Origin of the sequence: Allobosea lupini (assembly GCF_900109525.1) — a bacterium.
Classification (GTDB): domain Bacteria; phylum Pseudomonadota; class Alphaproteobacteria; order Rhizobiales; family Beijerinckiaceae; genus Allobosea; species Allobosea lupini.
The window spans coordinates 739,248-757,573 of sequence record NZ_FOAN01000002.1; the positions used below are offsets into that span (position 1 = coordinate 739,248).

The following is an 18,326-nucleotide window of genomic DNA, read 5'->3' on the forward strand; positions in this document are numbered from 1 at the left end:
ACCGGGCTGCGCCCGGCGCGCTGATGTGCCGGCCAAGCAAAGCTTCCCCGTGAGTCCGCCATGCCCTTCGACGTCTCCCTCGCCGACATCCAGGCCGCCGCCACCCGCATCGCCGGCAAGGTCCGGCGCACGCCGACCTTCATGAGCGCCGGCCTCTCGGCCCGGCTCGGCGTCGAAACCGTGGTCAAGGTCGAGAGCCTGCAGCTCGCCGGCTCGTTCAAGGTCCGCGGCTGCTACAACAAGCTGCTCGGGCTCTCCGACGCCGAGCGAGCGCGGGGCGTCGTCACCGTCTCCGGCGGCAACCACGCCATCGCCGTCTCGCTGGTCGCCAGCATGCTCGGCATCAAGGCGCTGGTGCTGATGCCGAAGAACGTCGCCCCGCTCAACATTCGCCTGACGCAGGAGGCCGGCGGCGAGGTCGAGCTCTGCGAGGATGCCCTCGCTGCCTTCTCAAGGGCGGAGGAGTACGAGGGCAAGGGCATGACCCATGTCCATTCCTATGACGATCCGGCGATCATCGCCGGCCATGGCACGGTCGGTCTCGAGCTCGCTGCCGATGCCGGCGGGCGGATCGACCATGTCTTCATCTCGATCGGCGGCGGCGGCTTCTCGGCCGGCGTGGGCGCGGCGCTGAAGGGGCTCGATCCCGCCGTTCGCATCCACGGCGTCGAGACCGAGGGCGCCACCACGATGACCCAGGCGCTGGAGGCCGGAAAGCCAGTGCCGATCCGCCCGACCTCGATCGCCCGGACCCTCGGCGCGCCCTTCGCGACCGAGCGGACCATGGCGGCAGCGCGCCAGTTCCTCGAGGAGATCGTGGTCGTGCCCGACGCCGAGGCGGTGCGCGAGCTGGTCTGGGTCCTGCAGAACGGGCGCGTCCTGCTCGAGCCGGCCGCTTCCTGCACGGTCGCGGCCGCGATGGCACGCAAGGACCAATTCAAGCCAGGCGATCGCGTCGCGCTGGTGCTGTGCGGCTCGAACGTCTCACTCGACGACATCGAGCGCTGGCGGCAGGACTTCGGGGTATAAAAACTTCGGGGGTATGAGCCAGACGGCGGAGCACGCCGGTCATCGGCGCACTCTCGTGCGATGCGCAGCTCTAAGGAACGACGCTGCCGCGAGCCCGCCCGCCGGCGACGCGGCAAGAGCAGTTCGCGCCGAGCTCGGCCGGATTGATCAGCTGGCAGGTCCGGACCGGCGTCCGGCAGTAGTCGCCAACGCCCGACGAGACCGGAGCGGCATAGTAGGGCCGGCGGTAATAGTAGTAGGCCGGCTCGTCGTAATACGGCGTGCCATAGTAATAGGGATAGGCTGCGGCACTGCCGAGAATGGCCCCTGCCGCCAAAGCTCCAGCGCCCAATCCCCAGCCACCGCCATAATAGCCGCGCCGCCCGTAATAGCCGCCGCCATACCAGCGGTTGGGGCGATAGCCCCAGTTGCCGCCACCAGCGCGATACGAACCGCCGCGATAACCGTAGCCTGCGCCTCCAAGGCTGGGACGATAGCCACCGCCCAAGCCGCCACGGGAGAGAGCTCGGCCTCCGCCGCTGGGACCGCCGATCGCACGGACGCCGCCAGGACCAACGCCACCGCTCAAGGCCTGCGCGGAGACGTCGCTGGCGGAGAAGGCGAGTAGGGGAACGAGTGAAGCGGCAAGAACGATCAAGCGGCGCATGGCAGCCTCCCTCGGCAGCAGGACGGTCAACCATCAACGCGCGCGCACTGCGGCTGTTCCGTGGCGCCGGCTCGTGCCAGCCGAGCCGCGACCCGCCTCAGAAATAACGTGCCAGGTTCCGCCTGATCCGCTCCAGCGGCGCCACATCGGCCGCCGGCGGCACGAAGGCCCTGCCGGTGATCGTCTCGAAGGCCCGGATATAGACCTGCGACGTCTGCTCGATCAGCTCGTCCGGGATTGCGGGGATCGGCTCGTGATAGGGGTCGCAGCGGGCCGCGACCCAATTGCGCACGAAGTCCTTGTCGAAGCTCTCGGGCTTCTCCCCCTTCGCGAGACGCTCGGGATAGCTGCCGGCGAACCAGTAGCGGCTCGAATCGGGCGTGTGGATCTCGTCGGCCAGAATGATCCTGCCTTCGGCATCGGTGCCGAACTCGTATTTGGTGTCTGCGAGGATGAGGCCACGCTCGGCGGCGATCTTCTGGCCGCGGGCGAAGAGCTTCAGCGCATAGTCCGACAGCGTCTCCCACTGCGCCGCTGTCAGCAGGCACTGTTCGAGAATCTCAGCCGGCGAGAGCGGCTCGTCATGGCCGCCGTCGAAGGCCTTGCTGGTCGGGGTGATGATCGCCTGCGGCAGCGCCTCGTTGTCGCGCAGTCCATCGGGGAAGCGGGTGCCATACATCTCCCGCTGGCCCTGCTTGTACATGGTCAGGATCGAGGTGCCGGTGGTGCCGGCGAGATAGCCGCGCACGACGATCTCCACGGGGAGGATGTCGAGCCGCTGGCCGACGACGACATTCGGGTCAGGATAGTCGAGGACATGGTTGGGGCAGATGTCGGCGGTCTGCTCGAAGCAGAAGCGCGCCGTCTGCGTCAGCACCTGGCCCTTGTACGGGATGCAGGCGATGGCGCGGTCGAAGGCGCTGAGCCGGTCGGTCGCGATGATGATCCGGCGGCCGTCCGGCAGGTCGTAGTTCTCGCGGACCTTGCCGCGATAATGGTTCGGCAGCTCCGGGATGGTGACATCGCGAATGGTGTTCGCCTCGGACATGGGGATGCTCGTCAGCTCGGGATCGCCCGGAGCGACACTCTCCGGCTGCGTGGCTCTTAACGGTTTCGTGGCGATGTGGACAGCGCGCACCACGCATTCGCCAGCCTCCCACCCCTCATGCCGCATTCGGCTTGGACAGGACGCATGGCTCCGGGCTAGCGTGCGCGCCTGGCAACCCGTTTTCTGCCGACCTGCTTTCCGCAGGGCCGCGACCTGTCGAGGACACCATGCCCAAATCCGATCTCATCGCCGCGATCGAACCCGAGATCAGCGCGATCCGCCGCGACTTCCACCGCCACCCCGAGCTGCTTTTCGACGTGCAGCGCACCGCCGGCATCGTCGCCGACAAGCTCAGGGAATGGGGCGTCGACGAGGTCGTCACCGGGATCGGACGCACCGGCGTCGTCGGCGTGATCAAGGGCAAGGGCCAGGATTCCGGCAAGGTCATCGGCCTGCGCGCCGACATGGACGCTCTGCCGATCCATGAGGAGACCAATCTCGAGCATCGCTCGACCGTGCCCGGCAAGATGCACGCCTGCGGCCATGACGGGCACACCGCCATGCTGCTGGGCGCCGCCAAATATCTGGCGCAGACCCGCGATTTCGACGGCACCGCGATCGTGATCTTTCAGCCGGCCGAGGAAGGCGGTGGCGGCGGCCGCGAGATGTGCAAGGACGGCATGATGGAGCGCTTCGGCGTGCAGGAGGTCTACGGCCTGCACAACATGCCTGGCCTGCCGATCGGCCAGTTCGCCATCCGCAAGGGGCCGATGATGGCGGCGGCCGACCGCTTCCTGATCAAGCTGGAAGGCCGCGGCGGCCACGCCGCCAAGCCGAACGAGACGATCGACCCGCTGGTCTCCGCCTGCCAGATCGTCACCTCGCTGCAGACGATCGCCTCGCGCAATGCCGACCCGCTCGATTCCGTCGTGGTCTCGGTCACCGCGCTGCAGGCCGGCGAGGCCTTCAACGTCATCCCGCAGCATGCCGTGATCAAGGGTACGGTGCGTTCGCTCTCGCCGGAGATGCGCGACCTCGCCGAGAAGCGTTTCCGCGAGATCGTCGCCGGCACCTGCCAGGCCTTCGGCTTGACCTTCGAGATCGAATACGAGCGCGGCTACCCGGTCACCTTCAACCATGCCGGCCAGACCGACTTCGTCACCAGCGCGACGAAGAGCACCTTCGGCAAGGAGGCGATCGACACCACGGTGCCGCCGACCATGGGCTCGGAGGACTTCTCCTTCATGCTCGAGGAGCGTCCCGGCGCCTACATCTTCATGGGCAATGGCGAGTCCGCCGGGCTGCACCACCCCGCCTATGAATTCAACGACAAAGCCATCCCCGTGGGCATGACCTACTGGGCGAGCCTGGTCGAGATGGCGATGCCGCAGCGCGCGGCATGAGCGACATCGATTGCCTGGTGATCGGGGCCGGCGTCGTCGGCCTCGCAACGGCGCGCGCGCTTGCGCTCGCCGGCCGCGAGGTCGTGATCGCCGAGGCCGCGGACGGGATCGGCACCCAGACCTCGGCCCGCAACAGCGAGGTCATCCATGCCGGCATCTATTATCCGCCTGGCTCGCTGAAGGCGCGAGTCTGCGTCGAGGGGCGCAAGCTGCTCTACGCCTATCTCAGGGAGCGCGGCCTGCCGCACAAAGCCTGCGGCAAGCTGATCGTCGGCACCCATGCCGGCCAGCGTCCGGCGCTGGAGACGATCGCGACGCGCGCCGCGGCTTCCGGCGTCACCTCGCTGCGCTGGCTCGATGGTGCTGAGGCCAAGGCGCTGGAGCCGGAGGTGACGTGCGAGGTCGCCCTGCTCTCGCCTGAGACCGGCGTTGTCGACAGCCATGCATTGATGCTGTCGCTGCTCGGCGAGTGCGAGGCGGCCGGCGGCTCGCTGGCGCTCAACACGCCGATCCTGGCCTGGCGCCGCGAGGCTGATGGCTTCAGCGTCGATTTCGGCGGCGAGGACCCGGCGACCTACAGCGTGAACACCGTGGTCAATTCGGCCGGCCATGGCGCTCCGCGCCTGCTCGGCAAGCTCGACAGCTTCCCGGTCGAGCATGTGCCGAAGCAGTCCTTCGCCAAGGGCAACTACTTCTCGCTGCTCGGCAAGCAGCCGTTCTCGCATCTGGTCTATCCGGTGCCGGAAGCGGCGGGCCTTGGCATCCACGCAACCATCGACATGGCCGGCCGCGTCAAGTTCGGCCCCGACGTCGAATGGGTCGAGAACGATCAGGACCTGGTCGTCGATCCGGCCCGCGCCGAAAAATTCTACGCGGCTATCCGAACCTATTGGCCCGCCTTGCCGGACAATGCGCTGGTCGCCGACTATGCCGGCATCCGGCCGAAGCTGCACGGGCCGGGCGAGCCGATGCCGGATTTCCGTATCGACGGGCCGGCGGTGCATGGCGTGCCGGAACTCGTCAATCTGCTCGGCATAGAGAGCCCCGGGCTGACGAGCTCGCTCGCGATCGCCGATCTGGTGGTGGAGCGGCTGGTGAGCTGACGCTCAACCGTGGTGAGGAAACGCGGGATCCCCTCTCCTAGAAGGAGAGGGGTGGGGGTGAGGTGTTCGGGAGAGACATCGTTAGCCTGAACCCGACCGCACGGTAAGTGCTCGCGGCGCTGGTCGAACGGCCTACACCTCACCCTGCCCTCTCCTTCCAGGAGAGGGTTCCCCGCGCTCTACTTCACACCGCCTCCGCGCCCAGTTCCGCACACCAATGCATCAGCCGCGCCTTCATGACGCGCTCGCGGCCGGCCTCCAGCGCCTTCTCGTCCAGCCGCTCGGCCTCCTCGAAGGCGAAGGCATTCTCGCCATGCGTGTTCCAGGCCGCCTGCAGCGTTCGTCCGCGATGGCTGCCATGGCGCAGCGTGAACCAGATGCGGTTCTGGATCGTCGAGAGATCCGGCGCCTGACCGGCCCAGCGCTCGCCGGTCGCAAGGCAGCGCAGCAGATAGATGCCGGCCACGACCTTGCGCTCCTTGTAGGCCGCGACGGCGACCTTCCTGTCTTCGTGACGCATAGCGCCCTCCTCATGTGAGGCGCCGCAAATATCACCCGGGCAATATTGACTCAAGCATTTTTATCCGGGTATTTAATGACACCACTCGGGAACCGATCATGTCCGATGCCGACCGCCTTTCGACCGCCTTCGACGGCAACAGCATCCTGGCTCGCGGCCGCTTGGCCGAGGTCGCCCTAGCGGTGCAACAACACTTGATCGAGCGACCGGACGCAGCCCTACTGACCTTCGACGATGCGACCGGACGGGTAGTCGATCTCGACCTGCGCGGCACGTCAGCCGAGATCGTGGCGCGGCTGGGGGACGAGCCGCGCGGGCGCGGACGGCCGAAGCTCGGCGTGGTCGCGCGCGAGGTGACCTTGCTGCCGCGGCATTGGGAGTGGCTGTCGGCGCAGCCGGGCGGAGCCTCGCAGGCGCTGCGACGCTTGATCGACGAAGCGCGGCGCGGCGATCGCGGCGAGACGCAAGGACGCATCGCCCGCGAGGCGGCCTATCGCTTCATGAGCGCGCTCGCCGGCAACCTGTCCGGCTTCGAGGAGGCGACGCGCGCGCTCTTCGCCAATGACGAGATCGGCTTCTTCCGGCAGGCCGCAGGCTGGCCGGCGGACATCCGCACCTACACACAGGAACTGGCCTGGAGCGCAGTGCGAACGGAGGATTAGCCGCGCAGTTCGGCGACCTTCTCGCGCGCTTCCTTGGACAGCTTCGTCACCTGCGCCCAATCGCGGTTCTTCACCGCCTCGGCCGGAACGAGCCACGAGCCGCCGACGCAGATCACCTGCGGCAACGCTAGGTAGCTGCCGAGATTGGCGAGCGAGACGCCGCCGGTCGGACAGAACTGCATCTGCGGGAACGGCCCCGACAGCGCCTTCAGGCCGGCAACGCCGCCGGCCTGCTCGGCCGGGAAGAACTTGCATGTGACGCGTCCCGCTCCCACTGCGCGCATGCAGTCCGAGGCGGTGGCGACGCCCGGCAGCCAGGGCAGGCCGGTCTTGCGCATGGCCTCGTCGACGCTTTCTGTGAAGCCGGGGCTGACCACGGCGAGCGCACCGGCATTGTGGACCTCGGCCGCCTGGGCCGGCGTCACCACCGTGCCGGCAACCGGCAGGATACCCGGAACCTTCTTCGCGACGACCTCGAGCGCCGCCATCGCGGCCGGGCGGCGGAGCGTGATCTCGATGACGTCGATGCCGCCGGCGAGCAAGGCTTCCGCCAGCGGCACGGCGATCTCGGCCTCGTCGATGACGACGACGGGGACGACGCCGCAGGCCTTGAGGCGGGCGATTTCGGGAGCGATCGACATCGGCAAAGTTCCTTTCGCGCCTCGCTTACGCCTTGGCCCAGTAGACGTCGAGCCCCTGCGGGCGCGAGAGCAGCAGGCCGACCGGGAAGGCTGCCGGCAATTCGACCGCTGAAGCCAAAACGTCCTCCTTCTCCCGACCGGAGATCAGCAAGGCGACATGGCCGGCGCCCTGCAGCCGGGCGGGCGAGAGCGACAGCCGCGGCGGCAAGTCGGGCGGGGTCGCGGCGAGCGCATGCACCGAAGCCGGCGCGGTCAGCGCCGCCGTCTGCCCGGGGAAGAGCGAGGCGATATGCCCGTCCGCCCCCATGCCGCTAACGACGATGTCGAGCGGCGGCAGGGTCTTCAGCACGCGGTCGAGGCTGGCTGCGGCCGCGGCGAGGTCATCGCCGGCGTTATGGAACGAGACGAACGGGGTTCGGCCTTCGCGCAAGGGAGCGAAGGTCGCCCGGATCATGCGCTCGTTCGAGGCCTGATCGTCGGGGGCGACGAAGCGCTCATCGGTCGGCATCAGCGTGATGCTTTCCCAAAGCAGGTCATGCGCGCCGAGCGCTACAAGAAAGCGCGCTGGCGTGGTGCCGCCAGGGACCGCAAGCAACGCCCTGCCCTGCACCGCGACGAGCGCACGCAGCCGGATCGCGACCGCTTCGGCCAGCGCCTCGGAAGCGTCGGCCAGCGTCTCGAAGCGATGGCGGATCAGCGGGCCGGCCGCGCTCACTCGCCGAACTCCGGATCGGCCCAGGAGCGGCCCTCGCGCTCGATCAGCCCGATCGCCTGCGACGGCCCCCAGGAGCCGGCGGCATAGCGATGCGGCTGGGGATAGTATTCCTGCCAGCCGGCGAGGATCGGGTCGACCCAGGTCCAGGCCTGCTCAACCTCGTCGCGGCGCATGAACAGGGTCTGGTCGCCGCGGATCACATCGGTCAGCAGGCGCTCATAGGCGTCCGGCGTGCGCACGTCGAAGGCGGTCTCGTAGCGCAGATCGAGCTGGCGCGGCACGACCTTGAGCTTGCCGGAGCCCGGCACCTTCATCATCAATTGGAGCTGGACGCCGTCATTGGGCTGGAGCCGGATGATCAGTCGGTTGGCGTAGAGCTCCTCGCAGCCCGGGGCGCGGCCGAAGATCGAATGCGGCACCGGCTTGAAGGTAACGGCGATCTCGGAATAGCGCTGCGCCATGCGCTTGCCGGTGCGCAGATAGATCGGGACGCCGGCCCAGCGCCAGGTGTCGAGTTCGCAGCGGATCGCGGTGAAGGTCTCGGTGCCGCTGACATGGCCGAGCTCCTCGGCATAACCCTTGACCCGCTGGCCATCGATGACGCCCGGCCCGTATTGGCCGCGGACCGTGTGGCGCTGCACATCGGGCCCGACGATCGGGCGGAGCGCCTTCAGCACCCGGACCTTCTCGTCGCGGACGGCATCGGCCTCGAGCTGGTTCGGCGGCTCGATCGCGAACAGGCAGAGCAGTTGCAGGACGTGGTTCTGCACCATGTCGCGCAGATGGCCGGCCTTGTCGTAATAGCCGGCACGCGATTCCAGCCCGACGGTCTCGGCCACAGTGATCTGGACATTATCGATGTCGCGGCTCGACCAGGAGCGCTCGAACAGCGTGTTGGCGAAGCGCAGGACCAACAGGTTCTGCACCGTCTCCTTGCCGAGATAATGATCGATCCGGTAGGTCCGGCTCTCAGGCAGGATGCGGGCGACGGCGTCATTGATCTCGCGGGCCGAGGCGAGATCGCGGCCGAGCGGCTTCTCCAGGATGACGCGCGAAGTCGGCGTCAGAATGCCGGAGCTCGCGAGGTTCTCGCAGATCGGGATGAACAGGTCCGGCGGCGTCGAGAGGTAGAAGGAGCGCACCCGCTGGGAATCGCCGAGCGCTTCCCTCAGCGCGCCATAGGTCTCGGGCTTGACCGCATCGAGCAGCACCATGGTGAGGCGGCGGCGGAAGGCGGCGACGCGGTCCTGCGACAGGCCGGCGGCAGCGAGCTTCGCAGCGATCTCGTTGGGGATGCCCTCGACATCCTCCTGCTTGCGGACGATGCCGAGGATACGGCTCTCCTCCGGCAGCACGCCCTCCTCATTGCGCTGGGCCAGCGCCGGGAAGAGCTTGCGCAAGGCGAGGTCGCCGCCGGCACCGAAGATCACCAGATCGAAGGGCGGGACCGGCGTGCGCTCCGGCGCAGCCTCCGGCTTCAGCAGGCGTTCGGCGATGGCGTCCATGGCGGCATACTCCTGATCGGTCCAGTCGAACCGAATCCTGCGACGACAATGCGACCAAGCAGGCAGCTTGCCAAACGGTTTGGGCTCAGGGATGGCGCGCGGTGCGCCCCTACCCCGCCCGCCTGAAGCCCTCGCTCGCCGTCAGCAATTGCTGGGCATAGGCCGTCTGCGGGGCGCGGGCAGCCAGCGTCGCCGCCGTCATCTCCTCGACGCCGCGGCCGAACTGCATGACGAGGAGCCGCTCGCACATATGGCCGACCACGGCGAGGTCGTGGCTGACCAGGATATAGGTCAGCTTGCGCTCATGGCGCAGCGCCTGCAGCAGGTTCAGCACCTCGGCCTGGATCGAGACGTCGAGCGCCGAGGTCGGCTCGTCCAACAGCAGGATCGTCGGCTCGAGCACGAGGGCGCGGGCGATGGCGACGCGCTGGCGCTGGCCGCCGGAGAGCTGGTGCGGATAGCGGAAGCGGAAAGAGGTCGGCAGCCCGACATCCTGCATGGCGCGGCTGATCTTCGCCTCGGCATCACGGATGCCATGGATGGCGAGCGGCTCGGCCAAGGTGTCGTCGACGGTCTTCTTCGGGTGCAGCGAACCGTACGGGTCCTGGAACACCATCTGGGCGGCGCGATAGAAGGCCTTGTCGCGGAGCTTGGGCTGGCGCTTGCCGAGGATGTCGACCTCGCCGCTCCAGTCGCGGTTGAGGCCGGCGAGGACGCGCAGCACGGTCGACTTGCCCGAGCCGGATTCACCGACGATGCCGTAGCTCTCGCCCGGCTCGACCGCGAAGGAGAGATCCTTCACGACATGCGAGTCGCCGAAGGAGACGTTGAGCTTGTCGACGTTGATCGCGGGGTTCGTGCTCATGCCAGCCATGCCGGGTCGCGGTTGAGGGTGGCGAGCTTCTCGCGCGGATGGTCGAGATCGGGCAGGCAGCCGAGCAGGCCGCGCGTATAGGGATGCTGTGCCTTGTCGAGCTCGCCGGCCGGCAGCGTCTCCAGCGCCTTGCCGCCATACATGACGATGACGCGGTCGCAGAACGACTTCACCAGATGCAGATCGTGGCTGATGAAGATCAGCCCCATGCCGCGGCTGGTGACGAGATCGTCAAGGATCTTCAGCACCTGCAACTGCACGGTGACGTCGAGCGCCGAGGTCGGCTCGTCGGCGATCAGGATCTCCGGTTCGGCGATCAGCATCATCGCGATCATCACACGCTGGCCCATACCGCCCGAGACCTCGTGCGGGTAGAGATCGTAGACGCGCTTGGGCTCGCGGATCTGCACCGCTTCGAGCATGGTGAGGCTGCGTTCCTTCGCCTCGCGCGCGCTCGCCTTGTGGTGGACACGATAGGCCTCGGCGATCTGGTCGCCGACGGTCTGGACAGGGTTCAGCGAGAATTTCGGGTCCTGCATCACCATGGAGATGTGACGGCCGCGCAATTTGCGGCGGCTCGCCTTGTCCATGGTCGTGAGGTCCTTGCCGCGGAACTCCATGCGCTTGGCCGTGACCACGCCGGGATGCGGGATCAGGTCGAGGATGGCGCGGCCGGTCATCGACTTGCCGGAGCCGGATTCGCCGACGATACCGAGCCTCTCGCGGCCAAGCGTGAAGGAGAGCCCGCGCACCGCGTTGACGATGCCGGTCGGGGTGTGGAAGTCGACGCGCAGGTCGTCGAGCGTCAGCAGGGCTTGATCAGACATGCTGCTCACCTCGCATCCAGCACGTCGCGCAGGCCGTCGCCGAGCAGGTTGAAGCCGAGCGCGACGACGCAGATAGCGATGCCCGGGAAGGTCGCGACCCACCACTGGTCGAAGATCTGCTCGCGGCCGGTCGAAATCATCGCGCCCCATTCCGGGATCGGCGGCTGGGCGCCGAGGCCGAGGAAGCCGAGGCCGGCGGCCGTGATGATGATGCCGGCCATGTCGAAGGTGGTGCGCACGATCAGCGAGGGCATGCACATCGGCACGACGTGCTTGAGCACGATCCGCATCTGGCTGGCGCCCTGCAGGCGCATCGCCGAGATGTAATCGGCATTGCGGATGATCATCGTCTCGGCGCGGGCGACGCGGGCATAAGGCGGCCAGGCGGTGAAGGCGATGGCGATGACGGCGTTCTCCAGGCCCGGCCCCAGCGCCGCGACGAAGGCGAGCGCCAGCACGAGGCGCGGGAAGGCGAGGAAGACGTCGGTGATGCGCATCAGCACGGTGTCGACCCAGCCGCCGAAATAGCCGGCGGCGCAGCCGATCAGCAGGCCGACCGGCCCGACCGTGATGACGACGAGCATGACGATCACCAGCGTGACGCGGGCGCCGTAGACGACGCGGCTGAAGATGTCGCGGCCGAGCGCGTCAGTGCCGAACCAGTGCTTGGCCGAGGGCGCCAGCAGGCGCTGGTCGAGCGCCTGCGCCAGCGGGTCATGCTGCGCGATCAGCGGCGCGAAGGCGGCCATCAGTAACAGCGCCAGCACGATCACGAGCCCGACCACGGCGGCCGGGTTCTTCCTGAAGGCGAGCCATTGCCGGTAGAGCTGGCCGAGCTTGGCCTGCCGGCGAGATTCCGGCGAGGTCGTGGTCAGCCAGGCATGCCAGGTGACGGGTGAGGTGGCGTGATCGGTCATGGCGATCCTCCTCAGCGCGCTCGCGGATCGGCTAGCCGGCCGAGGATGTCGGAGAACAGGTTGACCGCGATGAAGACGGCGCCGACCACCAGCGTGCCCCCGAGCACCGCGTTCATGTCGGCGTTGAGCAGCGCATTGGTGAGATAGCGGCCAAGCCCCGGCCAGGCGAAGATCGTCTCGGTCAGGACCGAGCCCTCCAGCAGGTGCATGTAGGAGAGCGCGATCACGGTGACGAGCGGTACGAGGGCGTTGCCCAGCGCATGGCCGCAGACGACGCGCCATTCCGACAGCCCCTTCACCCGTGCAGCCACGACGTATTGCTGCTGCAACTCGGTGATCATGAAGCTGCGGGTCATGCGGCTGATATAGGCGACCGAGAGCAGACCGAGCACGGAGGCCGGCAGGATCAGATGCCAGAAGGCGTCCACGAACGCCTCCCACTCGCCCTGCATGGCGGCATCGAGCATGACGATGCCGGTCATCGGCGTGACGAAATCCTGATAGGCGATCGAAAGGCGGCCGGGGCCGGCGACCCAGCCGAGCTTGGCGTAGAACAGCAGGAGCCCCATCAGGCCGAGCCAGAACACCGGGATCGAATAGCCGATCAGGCCGATCACGCGGGCGACCTGGTCGATCCAGCGGCCCTGATTGACGGCGGCCAGGATGCCGAGCGGCACGCCGAGCGCGACGCCGATCAGCGTGCCGAGCGTCGCCAGCTCCAGCGTCGCCGGGAACACGGTCTTGATGTCGTCGGTGACCTTCTGCGCAGTCAGCACCGACGTGCCGAGGTCGCCGGTGAACACCTTGCCGATATAGACGGCGAATTGCTGCCAGTACGGCTTGTCGAGGCCGAGCGCGAGGCGGGCCTTGTCGTAGACATCGGCGGGGGCGCGGTCGCCGACCACCGCGAGCACCGGGTCGATCGGCATGACGCGGGCGATCAGGAAGGTCACCAGCAGCAGGCCGAAGATGGTGATCGCGACCGTGGTCAGCTCGCGGCCGAGGATCTTGGCCCAGCGAACGACACCGCTCTTGGCGCGTGGCGGGGGTGCGGGCGGGGTCGGTGCAGTGATGGAAACCATCGTCGGCTCCGTTCTTCTTGTTCTTGGAGGGCGTCGGCCAGATCAGGCCAGGACCAATGGCAAGAACCCGCCGCAGCCTGGTGATGGGCTACGGCGGGTTGCGCTGGCGAAACGCCTCAGTTCTTGGTGATCGGAGCGTAGAAATTGGTGTCGGAGCTCGGTCCGATCACCCAGTTGCCGACGCCCTTGCGCTGCGCCGAGACCTCGATCTGCTGGAACATGATGACGAAGGGCGAAACCTTCTGGTGGTCGCGCTGCAGCTCGCCATAGACGGCGGCGCGCTTGGTCGCATCGCTCTCAAGCACGTTGGCCTGGGTGATCTTGGTCATGTCCGGGATATCCCAGGCATTGCGCCAGGCCAGCGTCTTCGACTTTGCCTCCTCGCCATTGTCCTCGTTGATGGCGAAGGTCTCGGCATTGGTGTGCGGGTCGAGATAGTCCGGGCCCCACTGGCCGATATAGATGTCGTGGGTGCGGGCGCGGTACTTGGTCAGGGTCTGCTTGCCGTCGCCGGGAAGGATCTCGAGCTTGATCCCGGCCTGAGCCCAAGTCGATTGGATCGCCTGAGCGATATCGGTGATCGGGTTGACCGAGCGCGTGTCCATCGTGACAGTGAAGCCGTTCGGCAGGCCGGCCTTGGCGAGAAGCTCCTTGGCCTTGGCGACGTCGAGCTTGTAGGGCCTGTCGTCGATGGCGCCGAGGAAGCCCTTGGGCAGGAAGGACTCGTGGCCCTTATAGGTGCCCTCGACGATGTTCTTCTCGATCGCGTCGTAGTCGACCAGCCACTTCAGCGCCTCGCGGACCTCGGGCTTGGCGAGGTTCGGATTCTTCTGGTTCAGGCCGAGATAGAGGATGTAGCCCTTGTCGCCCTGGGTGATCTCGACATTCGCGTTGCTCTTGACCGCGGCGAGCTGGTCCTTGGAGAGATTGCGGGCGATATCGATGTCGCCCTTCTCCAGCAGCAGGCGCTGCGAGGCCGGCTCGGCGACGTGGCGCACGATGATGCGCTTGCTCTTCGGCGCACCCTTGTACCAGCCTTCATTGGCGTCGAGCGCGTATTGCTCGTTCGGGCGGTAGGCGCGGACCTTGTAGGCGCCGGAGCCGGCCGAGGCGAGCTTGAGCCAGCCATTGCCCCAGTCGCCGTCCTTCTCGTTGGCCTTGACCAGCTTGGAATCGACGATCGAGGCGACCCCCGAGGTCAGGCAGTTCAGGAAGAAGCTCGGCGCGAAGGGCTTGGAGACGGTGATGACGACGGTGTTGGCGTCTGCCGCCTTGACCTTATCCAGCACTGTATCCTTGTTCAGGCCGAACTGGGTGAGGATGAAGCCAGGCGACTTGTTCAACGTCACCGCGCGCTGGAAGGAATAGACCACGTCGGCGGCTGTGAGTGGATTGCCGGAGTGGAACTTGATCCCGGGGCGAAGCTTGAAGGTGTAGGTCAGGTTGTCGGGGCTGACGGTCCAGCTCTCGGCGAGCTCGCCGACGAGCGCATTGTTGTTCTTGAGATCGACGCCGATCAGCTTGTCGTAGAGATTGGTGACGACCTCGACGCCGGAGAACTCGAAGGCCTCGGCCGGATCGAGCGTGATGATGTCGTCGATCTGCTTGGCCATCACGATGGTGTCTTTGGGCGTCTGGGCCTGGGCAGCGCTCGCCAGCAGGGCGGCGAAAGCCGAAGCCGCCATCAATTTCGCTACATGACGCATGGAAAATCCCCGTTGTGTGGTCTGCGGGCACTCGCAGGCGCCCGTTGGCGCGCACTCTGTGGCCAGATCATGGCCGATGTCCAGCCGGGGAAGAGCAGTGTTCGAGGGATGGCGTCCAGCATGCACGCTTGTTGCGCAACAGCCTGAATTGCCGGCGCATTCCTGCGCAGGAACGGGCTTGCTCCGCTTGCCCCTGCCGCTATCGTAATGGCAGCGGCCAGCCCGGGCCGGTTCATGGCACAGCAGGACCCCCGCTCTTGGCCATCATCGCTGCACTGCATCACCTGACCCATTATCGCTATGACCGCCCGGTCACGCTCGGCCCGCAGATCGTCCGCCTGAGGCCGGCGCCCCATTGCCGCTCGGCGGTCAAGAGCTATTCGCTCAAAGTCACGCCGGCCGAGCATTTCGTAAACTGGCAGCAGGACCCGAACGGCAACTGGCTGGCGCGCTACGTCTTCCCCGAGCCGGTGACCGAATTCCGCATCGAGGTCGACCTCGTCACCGAGCTCTCGATCATCAATCCGTTCGACTTCTTCGTCGCCAGCGAAGCCGAGGAATTTCCCTTCGCCTACCCGGATGAATTGAGCGACGAGCTTGCGCCCTACCTGGTCAAGGAGGAGGCCGGGCCACTGCTTGCCGCATTCCTCGCCACGATCCCGCGCGAGAAGACCAACACAGTCAACTTCATCGTCGATCTCAACGCCCGTCTCCAGCAGATGATCGCCTATGGCATCCGGATGGAGCCGGGCGTGCAGGAGCCCGAGCAGACGCTGGCGATCAAATCCGGCTCCTGCCGCGACACCTCCTGGCTGCTCGTCCAGATCCTCAGGCATATCGGCCTCGCCGCCCGCTTCGTCTCCGGCTACCTGATCCAGATGAAGGCGGACGTCGATCCGCTGGAAGGGCCGCGCGGTACCGACAAGGACTTCACCGACCTGCACGCCTGGGCCGAGGTCTATCTTCCCGGCGCAGGCTGGATCGGGATGGATCCGACCTCGGGCCTGCTCACCGGCGAGGGCCACCTGCCGCTGGCGGCGACGCCACATTACCGCTCGGCCGCCCCCGTAAGCGGCGTCGCGAGCTATGCCGAGACGCAGTTCGCTTTCGACATGAGCGTCACGCGCGTGCACGAGGTGCCGCGCATCACCCTGCCCTTCTCGGATGCCTCCTGGACCGAGCTCGACGCGCTCGGCGAGCAGGTCGAGGCCGATCTCACGGCGCAGGACGTTCGCCTGACCATGGGAGGTGAGCCGACCTTCGTCTCGATCGACGACCAGACCGGCGAGGAATGGAACACCGCCGCCGTCGGGCCGACCAAGCGCGAGCGCGCCGACGTGCTGATCCGGCGCCTGCGCGAGCGCTTCGCACCGGGCGGCATGCTGCATTACGGCCAGGGCAAATGGTATCCGGGCGAGAGCCTGCCGCGCTGGGCCTTTGCGCTTTACTGGCGCGAGGATGGCGAGCCGATCTGGCGCAATGCCGCGCTGATCGCGCGCGAGCCCGGCGTCAAGACGGGCGGCGACCGCGAGCACGAAGTCGTGCCGAGTTCGGCCGCAGTCGAGAGACTCGCCGCGGGCCTGTCCGAGCGGCTCGGCCTCGGGGCCGACTATGTGCTGCCGGCCTATGAGGACACCGGCCACTGGCTGGTGAAGGAAGGCCAGCTACCGGAGAATGTCGACCCGCTCGACCCGAAGCTGTCGGATCCGGAGGAACGCGCTCGCATGGTCCGCGTCTTCGAGCGCGGGCTCGGCAAGCCGAGCGGCTATGTCATCCCGGTGCAGCGCTGGCAGGCAGCAGCGGACGACCGGCGCTGGCGCTCGGAGAAGTGGAAGCTCAGGCGCGGCAAGCTCTTCCTGGTACCGGGCGATTCACCCGTCGGATTCCGGCTGCCGCTCGGATCGCTGCCGCATGTCCCGGCCAAATCCTATCCACATATTCATCCGCAGGACCCTCTGGAGCCGCGCGGACCGCTGCCGCCTGCGACGGCCAGCTCACCTGGCGCACCGCGCGCCGCCGATTCCCCGCCGAGCTTCGACGGCCCGATCCAGCCGACGCGGCCGGCCGGAAGCAGCGAGCCCCAGACTGCGCGCCAGGACATCGTCGAGCAGGAGCTCGGCGCCGAATCGGTGCGCACCGCGCTCAGCATCGAGGTGCGCGACGGCGTGCTTTGCGTCTTCCTGCCGCCGGTCGAGCGAGTTGAGGATTATCTCGACCTGATCGCCAGCATCGAGGCGACAGCGGAAGAGACTGGCCAGCCGGTGCATATCGAAGGCTATTCACCGCCGCATGACCCGCGCCTCAACGTCATCAAGGTCACGCCCGACCCTGGCGTGATCGAGGTCAACATCCACCCGGCGAAGACTTGGGCGGAAGCTGTCGCGATCACCCGCGGCGTCTACGAGGAAGCCCGCCAGTCCCGGCTCTGCGCCGAGAAATTCATGGTCGACGGCCGTCACACCGGCACCGGTGGCGGCAACCATGTCGTGCTCGGCGGCGTCACCCCGGCCGACAGCCCGTTCCTGCGCCGGCCGGACCTCCTGAAGAGCATCGTGCTCTACTGGCAGCGTCACCCGTCGCTGTCCTATCTGTTCTCCGGCCTGTTCATCGGCCCGACCAGCCAGGCGCCGCGCATCGACGAGGCCCGGCACGACCAGCTCTACGAGCTCGAGATCGCGCTGGCGCAGACGCCCGGCCCGCACGATCCCGCCATCCCGCTCTGGCTGGTCGACCGGCTCTATCGCAACCTCCTGGTCGATGTCTCCGGCAACACCCACCGCACCGAGATCTGCATCGACAAGCTCTATTCGCCGGATGGGCCGACGGGCCGGCTCGGGCTGATCGAGTTCCGTTCCTTCGAGATGCCGCCGGATGCGCGGATGTCGCTGGCGCAGCAACTGCTGATCCGGGCGCTGATCGCCTGGTTCTGGCGTGAGCCGCAACAAGGCAGGCTCGTGCGCTGGGGCACCAGCCTGCATGACCGCTTCATGCTGCCGGAGATCGTCTCGCAGGATTTCCGCGACGTGCTCGCCGATCTGGAACGGGCCGGCTACCGCTTCGATCCCGCCTGGTTCTCGGCGCAGCACGAGTTCCGCTTCCCCTTCTTCGGCAGGATCAACCAGGGCGGCGTCGAACTGGAACTGCGCCAGGCACTCGAGCCCTGGCACGTCATGGGTGAGGAAGGCGCGATCGGCGGCACTGTCCGCTATGTCGATTCCTCGGTCGAGCGCCTGCAGGTCAAGGCGACGGGATTGACCCCCGGCCGGCACGTGATCACCTGCAATGGCCGCGCGCTGCCGATGACCGATATCGCCGCCGGAACCTGCATCGCCGGCCTGCGCTTCAAAGCCTGGCAGCCGGCTTCTGGACTGCATCCGACGATACCGGTGCATGCGCCGCTGACCTTCGACATCGTCGATACGTGGGCTGGGCGCTCGCTCGGCGGCTGCGTCTATCATGTCGCCCATCCCGGCGGGCGCAATTACGAGACACCGCCTGTGAATTCCTACGAGGCGGAGGCCAGGAGGCTGGCCCGGTTCGAAGCGATCGGCCATAGTCCGGGACCGCTGGCGATTCCCGCAGAAGAGCGCAATCCGGAGTTCCCGATGACCCTCGACCTGCGCCGCCCGCCGGGGGTTTGAGGTCAAG

Annotated in this window: 16 protein-coding genes; 5 read left to right on the top strand and 11 right to left on the bottom strand. The window is 67.2% G+C overall.

Features of this window, described 5'->3' with window-relative positions:
- The first annotated feature begins 60 nt into the window (after positions 1–60).
- Entirely contained in the window at positions 61–1,029 is a 969-nt protein-coding gene (locus BMZ21_RS09055) for a threonine ammonia-lyase (protein ID WP_091832044.1), read from the top strand.
- Positions 1,030–1,099: 70 nt separating this feature from the next.
- Here BMZ21_RS09055 and BMZ21_RS09060 read toward each other — a convergent pair whose 3' ends face one another.
- Positions 1,100–1,675: a hypothetical protein gene (locus tag BMZ21_RS09060; RefSeq protein WP_091832047.1), complete on the bottom strand. Its 576-nt coding sequence runs from the start codon at positions 1,673–1,675 to the stop codon at positions 1,100–1,102.
- Between the two features lie 97 nt (positions 1,676–1,772).
- The gene (locus BMZ21_RS09065; RefSeq protein ID WP_091832050.1) at positions 1,773–2,723 is read right to left on the bottom strand and encodes a phosphoribosylaminoimidazolesuccinocarboxamide synthase; all 951 of its coding nucleotides are present in this window, start codon (positions 2,721–2,723) and stop codon (positions 1,773–1,775) included.
- A 227-nt stretch (positions 2,724–2,950) separates the two neighbouring features.
- On the opposite strand from BMZ21_RS09065, the gene BMZ21_RS09070 reads away from it, so the two are divergent.
- Together BMZ21_RS09070 and BMZ21_RS09075 are read left to right on the top strand one after the other, a co-directional pair.
- On the top strand, positions 2,951–4,126 hold the full coding sequence (locus tag BMZ21_RS09070; RefSeq protein ID WP_091832053.1) for a M20 aminoacylase family protein: 1,176 nt from the start codon (positions 2,951–2,953) through the stop codon (positions 4,124–4,126).
- A complete protein-coding gene (locus BMZ21_RS09075; protein WP_091832056.1) occupies positions 4,123–5,229 on the top strand; it encodes an NAD(P)/FAD-dependent oxidoreductase in 1,107 nt (368 codons plus the stop codon). Before BMZ21_RS09070 ends, BMZ21_RS09075 begins: the two co-directional genes overlap by 4 nt.
- 184 nt (positions 5,230–5,413) lie before the next feature.
- On the opposite strand, the gene BMZ21_RS09080 is transcribed toward BMZ21_RS09075, so the two are convergent.
- Positions 5,414–5,749: a GIY-YIG nuclease family protein gene (locus tag BMZ21_RS09080; RefSeq protein WP_091832059.1), complete on the bottom strand. Its 336-nt coding sequence runs from the start codon at positions 5,747–5,749 to the stop codon at positions 5,414–5,416.
- A 98-nt stretch (positions 5,750–5,847) separates the two neighbouring features.
- Between BMZ21_RS09080 and BMZ21_RS09085 the strand changes: the two genes are divergently transcribed.
- Positions 5,848–6,411 carry a DUF2239 family protein gene (locus BMZ21_RS09085; RefSeq protein WP_091832062.1) on the top strand — a complete coding sequence of 188 codons (564 nt, stop codon included), beginning with the start codon at positions 5,848–5,850 and terminating at the stop codon, positions 6,409–6,411.
- Here BMZ21_RS09085 and eda read toward each other — a convergent pair.
- The 8 genes from eda to BMZ21_RS09125 all read right to left on the bottom strand — a co-directional run bounded on the left by eda (position 6,408) and on the right by BMZ21_RS09125 (position 14,678).
- Positions 6,408–7,052, bottom strand: a complete 645-nt coding sequence (gene eda, locus BMZ21_RS09090) for a bifunctional 4-hydroxy-2-oxoglutarate aldolase/2-dehydro-3-deoxy-phosphogluconate aldolase (RefSeq protein ID WP_091832065.1) — start codon at positions 7,050–7,052, stop codon at positions 6,408–6,410. The genes BMZ21_RS09085 and eda overlap by 4 nt on opposite strands.
- A gap of 25 nt (positions 7,053–7,077) precedes the next feature.
- Complete coding sequence (pgl, locus tag BMZ21_RS09095) at positions 7,078–7,767, bottom strand: 6-phosphogluconolactonase (protein ID WP_167561579.1); 690 nt, start codon at positions 7,765–7,767, stop codon at positions 7,078–7,080.
- Complete coding sequence (zwf, locus tag BMZ21_RS09100) at positions 7,764–9,272, bottom strand: glucose-6-phosphate dehydrogenase (protein ID WP_091832071.1); 1,509 nt, start codon at positions 9,270–9,272, stop codon at positions 7,764–7,766. The genes pgl and zwf overlap by 4 nt, the downstream gene beginning before the upstream one ends.
- Positions 9,273–9,381: 109 nt before the next feature.
- Positions 9,382–10,137 (bottom strand): ABC transporter ATP-binding protein, encoded by a 756-nt coding sequence (locus BMZ21_RS09105; RefSeq protein WP_091832467.1) that lies wholly within the window; start codon positions 10,135–10,137, stop codon positions 9,382–9,384.
- On the bottom strand, positions 10,134–10,973 hold the full coding sequence (locus tag BMZ21_RS09110) for an ABC transporter ATP-binding protein (protein WP_091832074.1): 840 nt from the start codon (positions 10,971–10,973) through the stop codon (positions 10,134–10,136). The genes BMZ21_RS09105 and BMZ21_RS09110 overlap by 4 nt, the downstream gene beginning before the upstream one ends.
- Positions 10,974–10,978: 5 nt before the next feature.
- Positions 10,979–11,890, bottom strand: a complete 912-nt coding sequence (nikC, locus tag BMZ21_RS09115) for a nickel transporter permease (protein WP_091832077.1) — start codon at positions 11,888–11,890, stop codon at positions 10,979–10,981.
- Between the two features lie 11 nt (positions 11,891–11,901).
- Complete coding sequence (locus BMZ21_RS09120; RefSeq protein WP_091832080.1) at positions 11,902–12,972, bottom strand: ABC transporter permease; 1,071 nt, start codon at positions 12,970–12,972, stop codon at positions 11,902–11,904.
- A 116-nt stretch (positions 12,973–13,088) separates the two neighbouring features.
- Entirely contained in the window at positions 13,089–14,678 is a 1,590-nt protein-coding gene (locus BMZ21_RS09125; protein WP_091832084.1) for an ABC transporter substrate-binding protein, read from the bottom strand.
- A 257-nt stretch (positions 14,679–14,935) separates the two neighbouring features.
- On the opposite strand from BMZ21_RS09125, the gene BMZ21_RS09130 reads away from it, so the two are divergent.
- Positions 14,936–18,319: a transglutaminase family protein gene (locus tag BMZ21_RS09130; RefSeq protein WP_091832087.1), complete on the top strand. Its 3,384-nt coding sequence runs from the start codon at positions 14,936–14,938 to the stop codon at positions 18,317–18,319.
- Positions 18,320–18,326 lie beyond the last annotated feature (7 nt).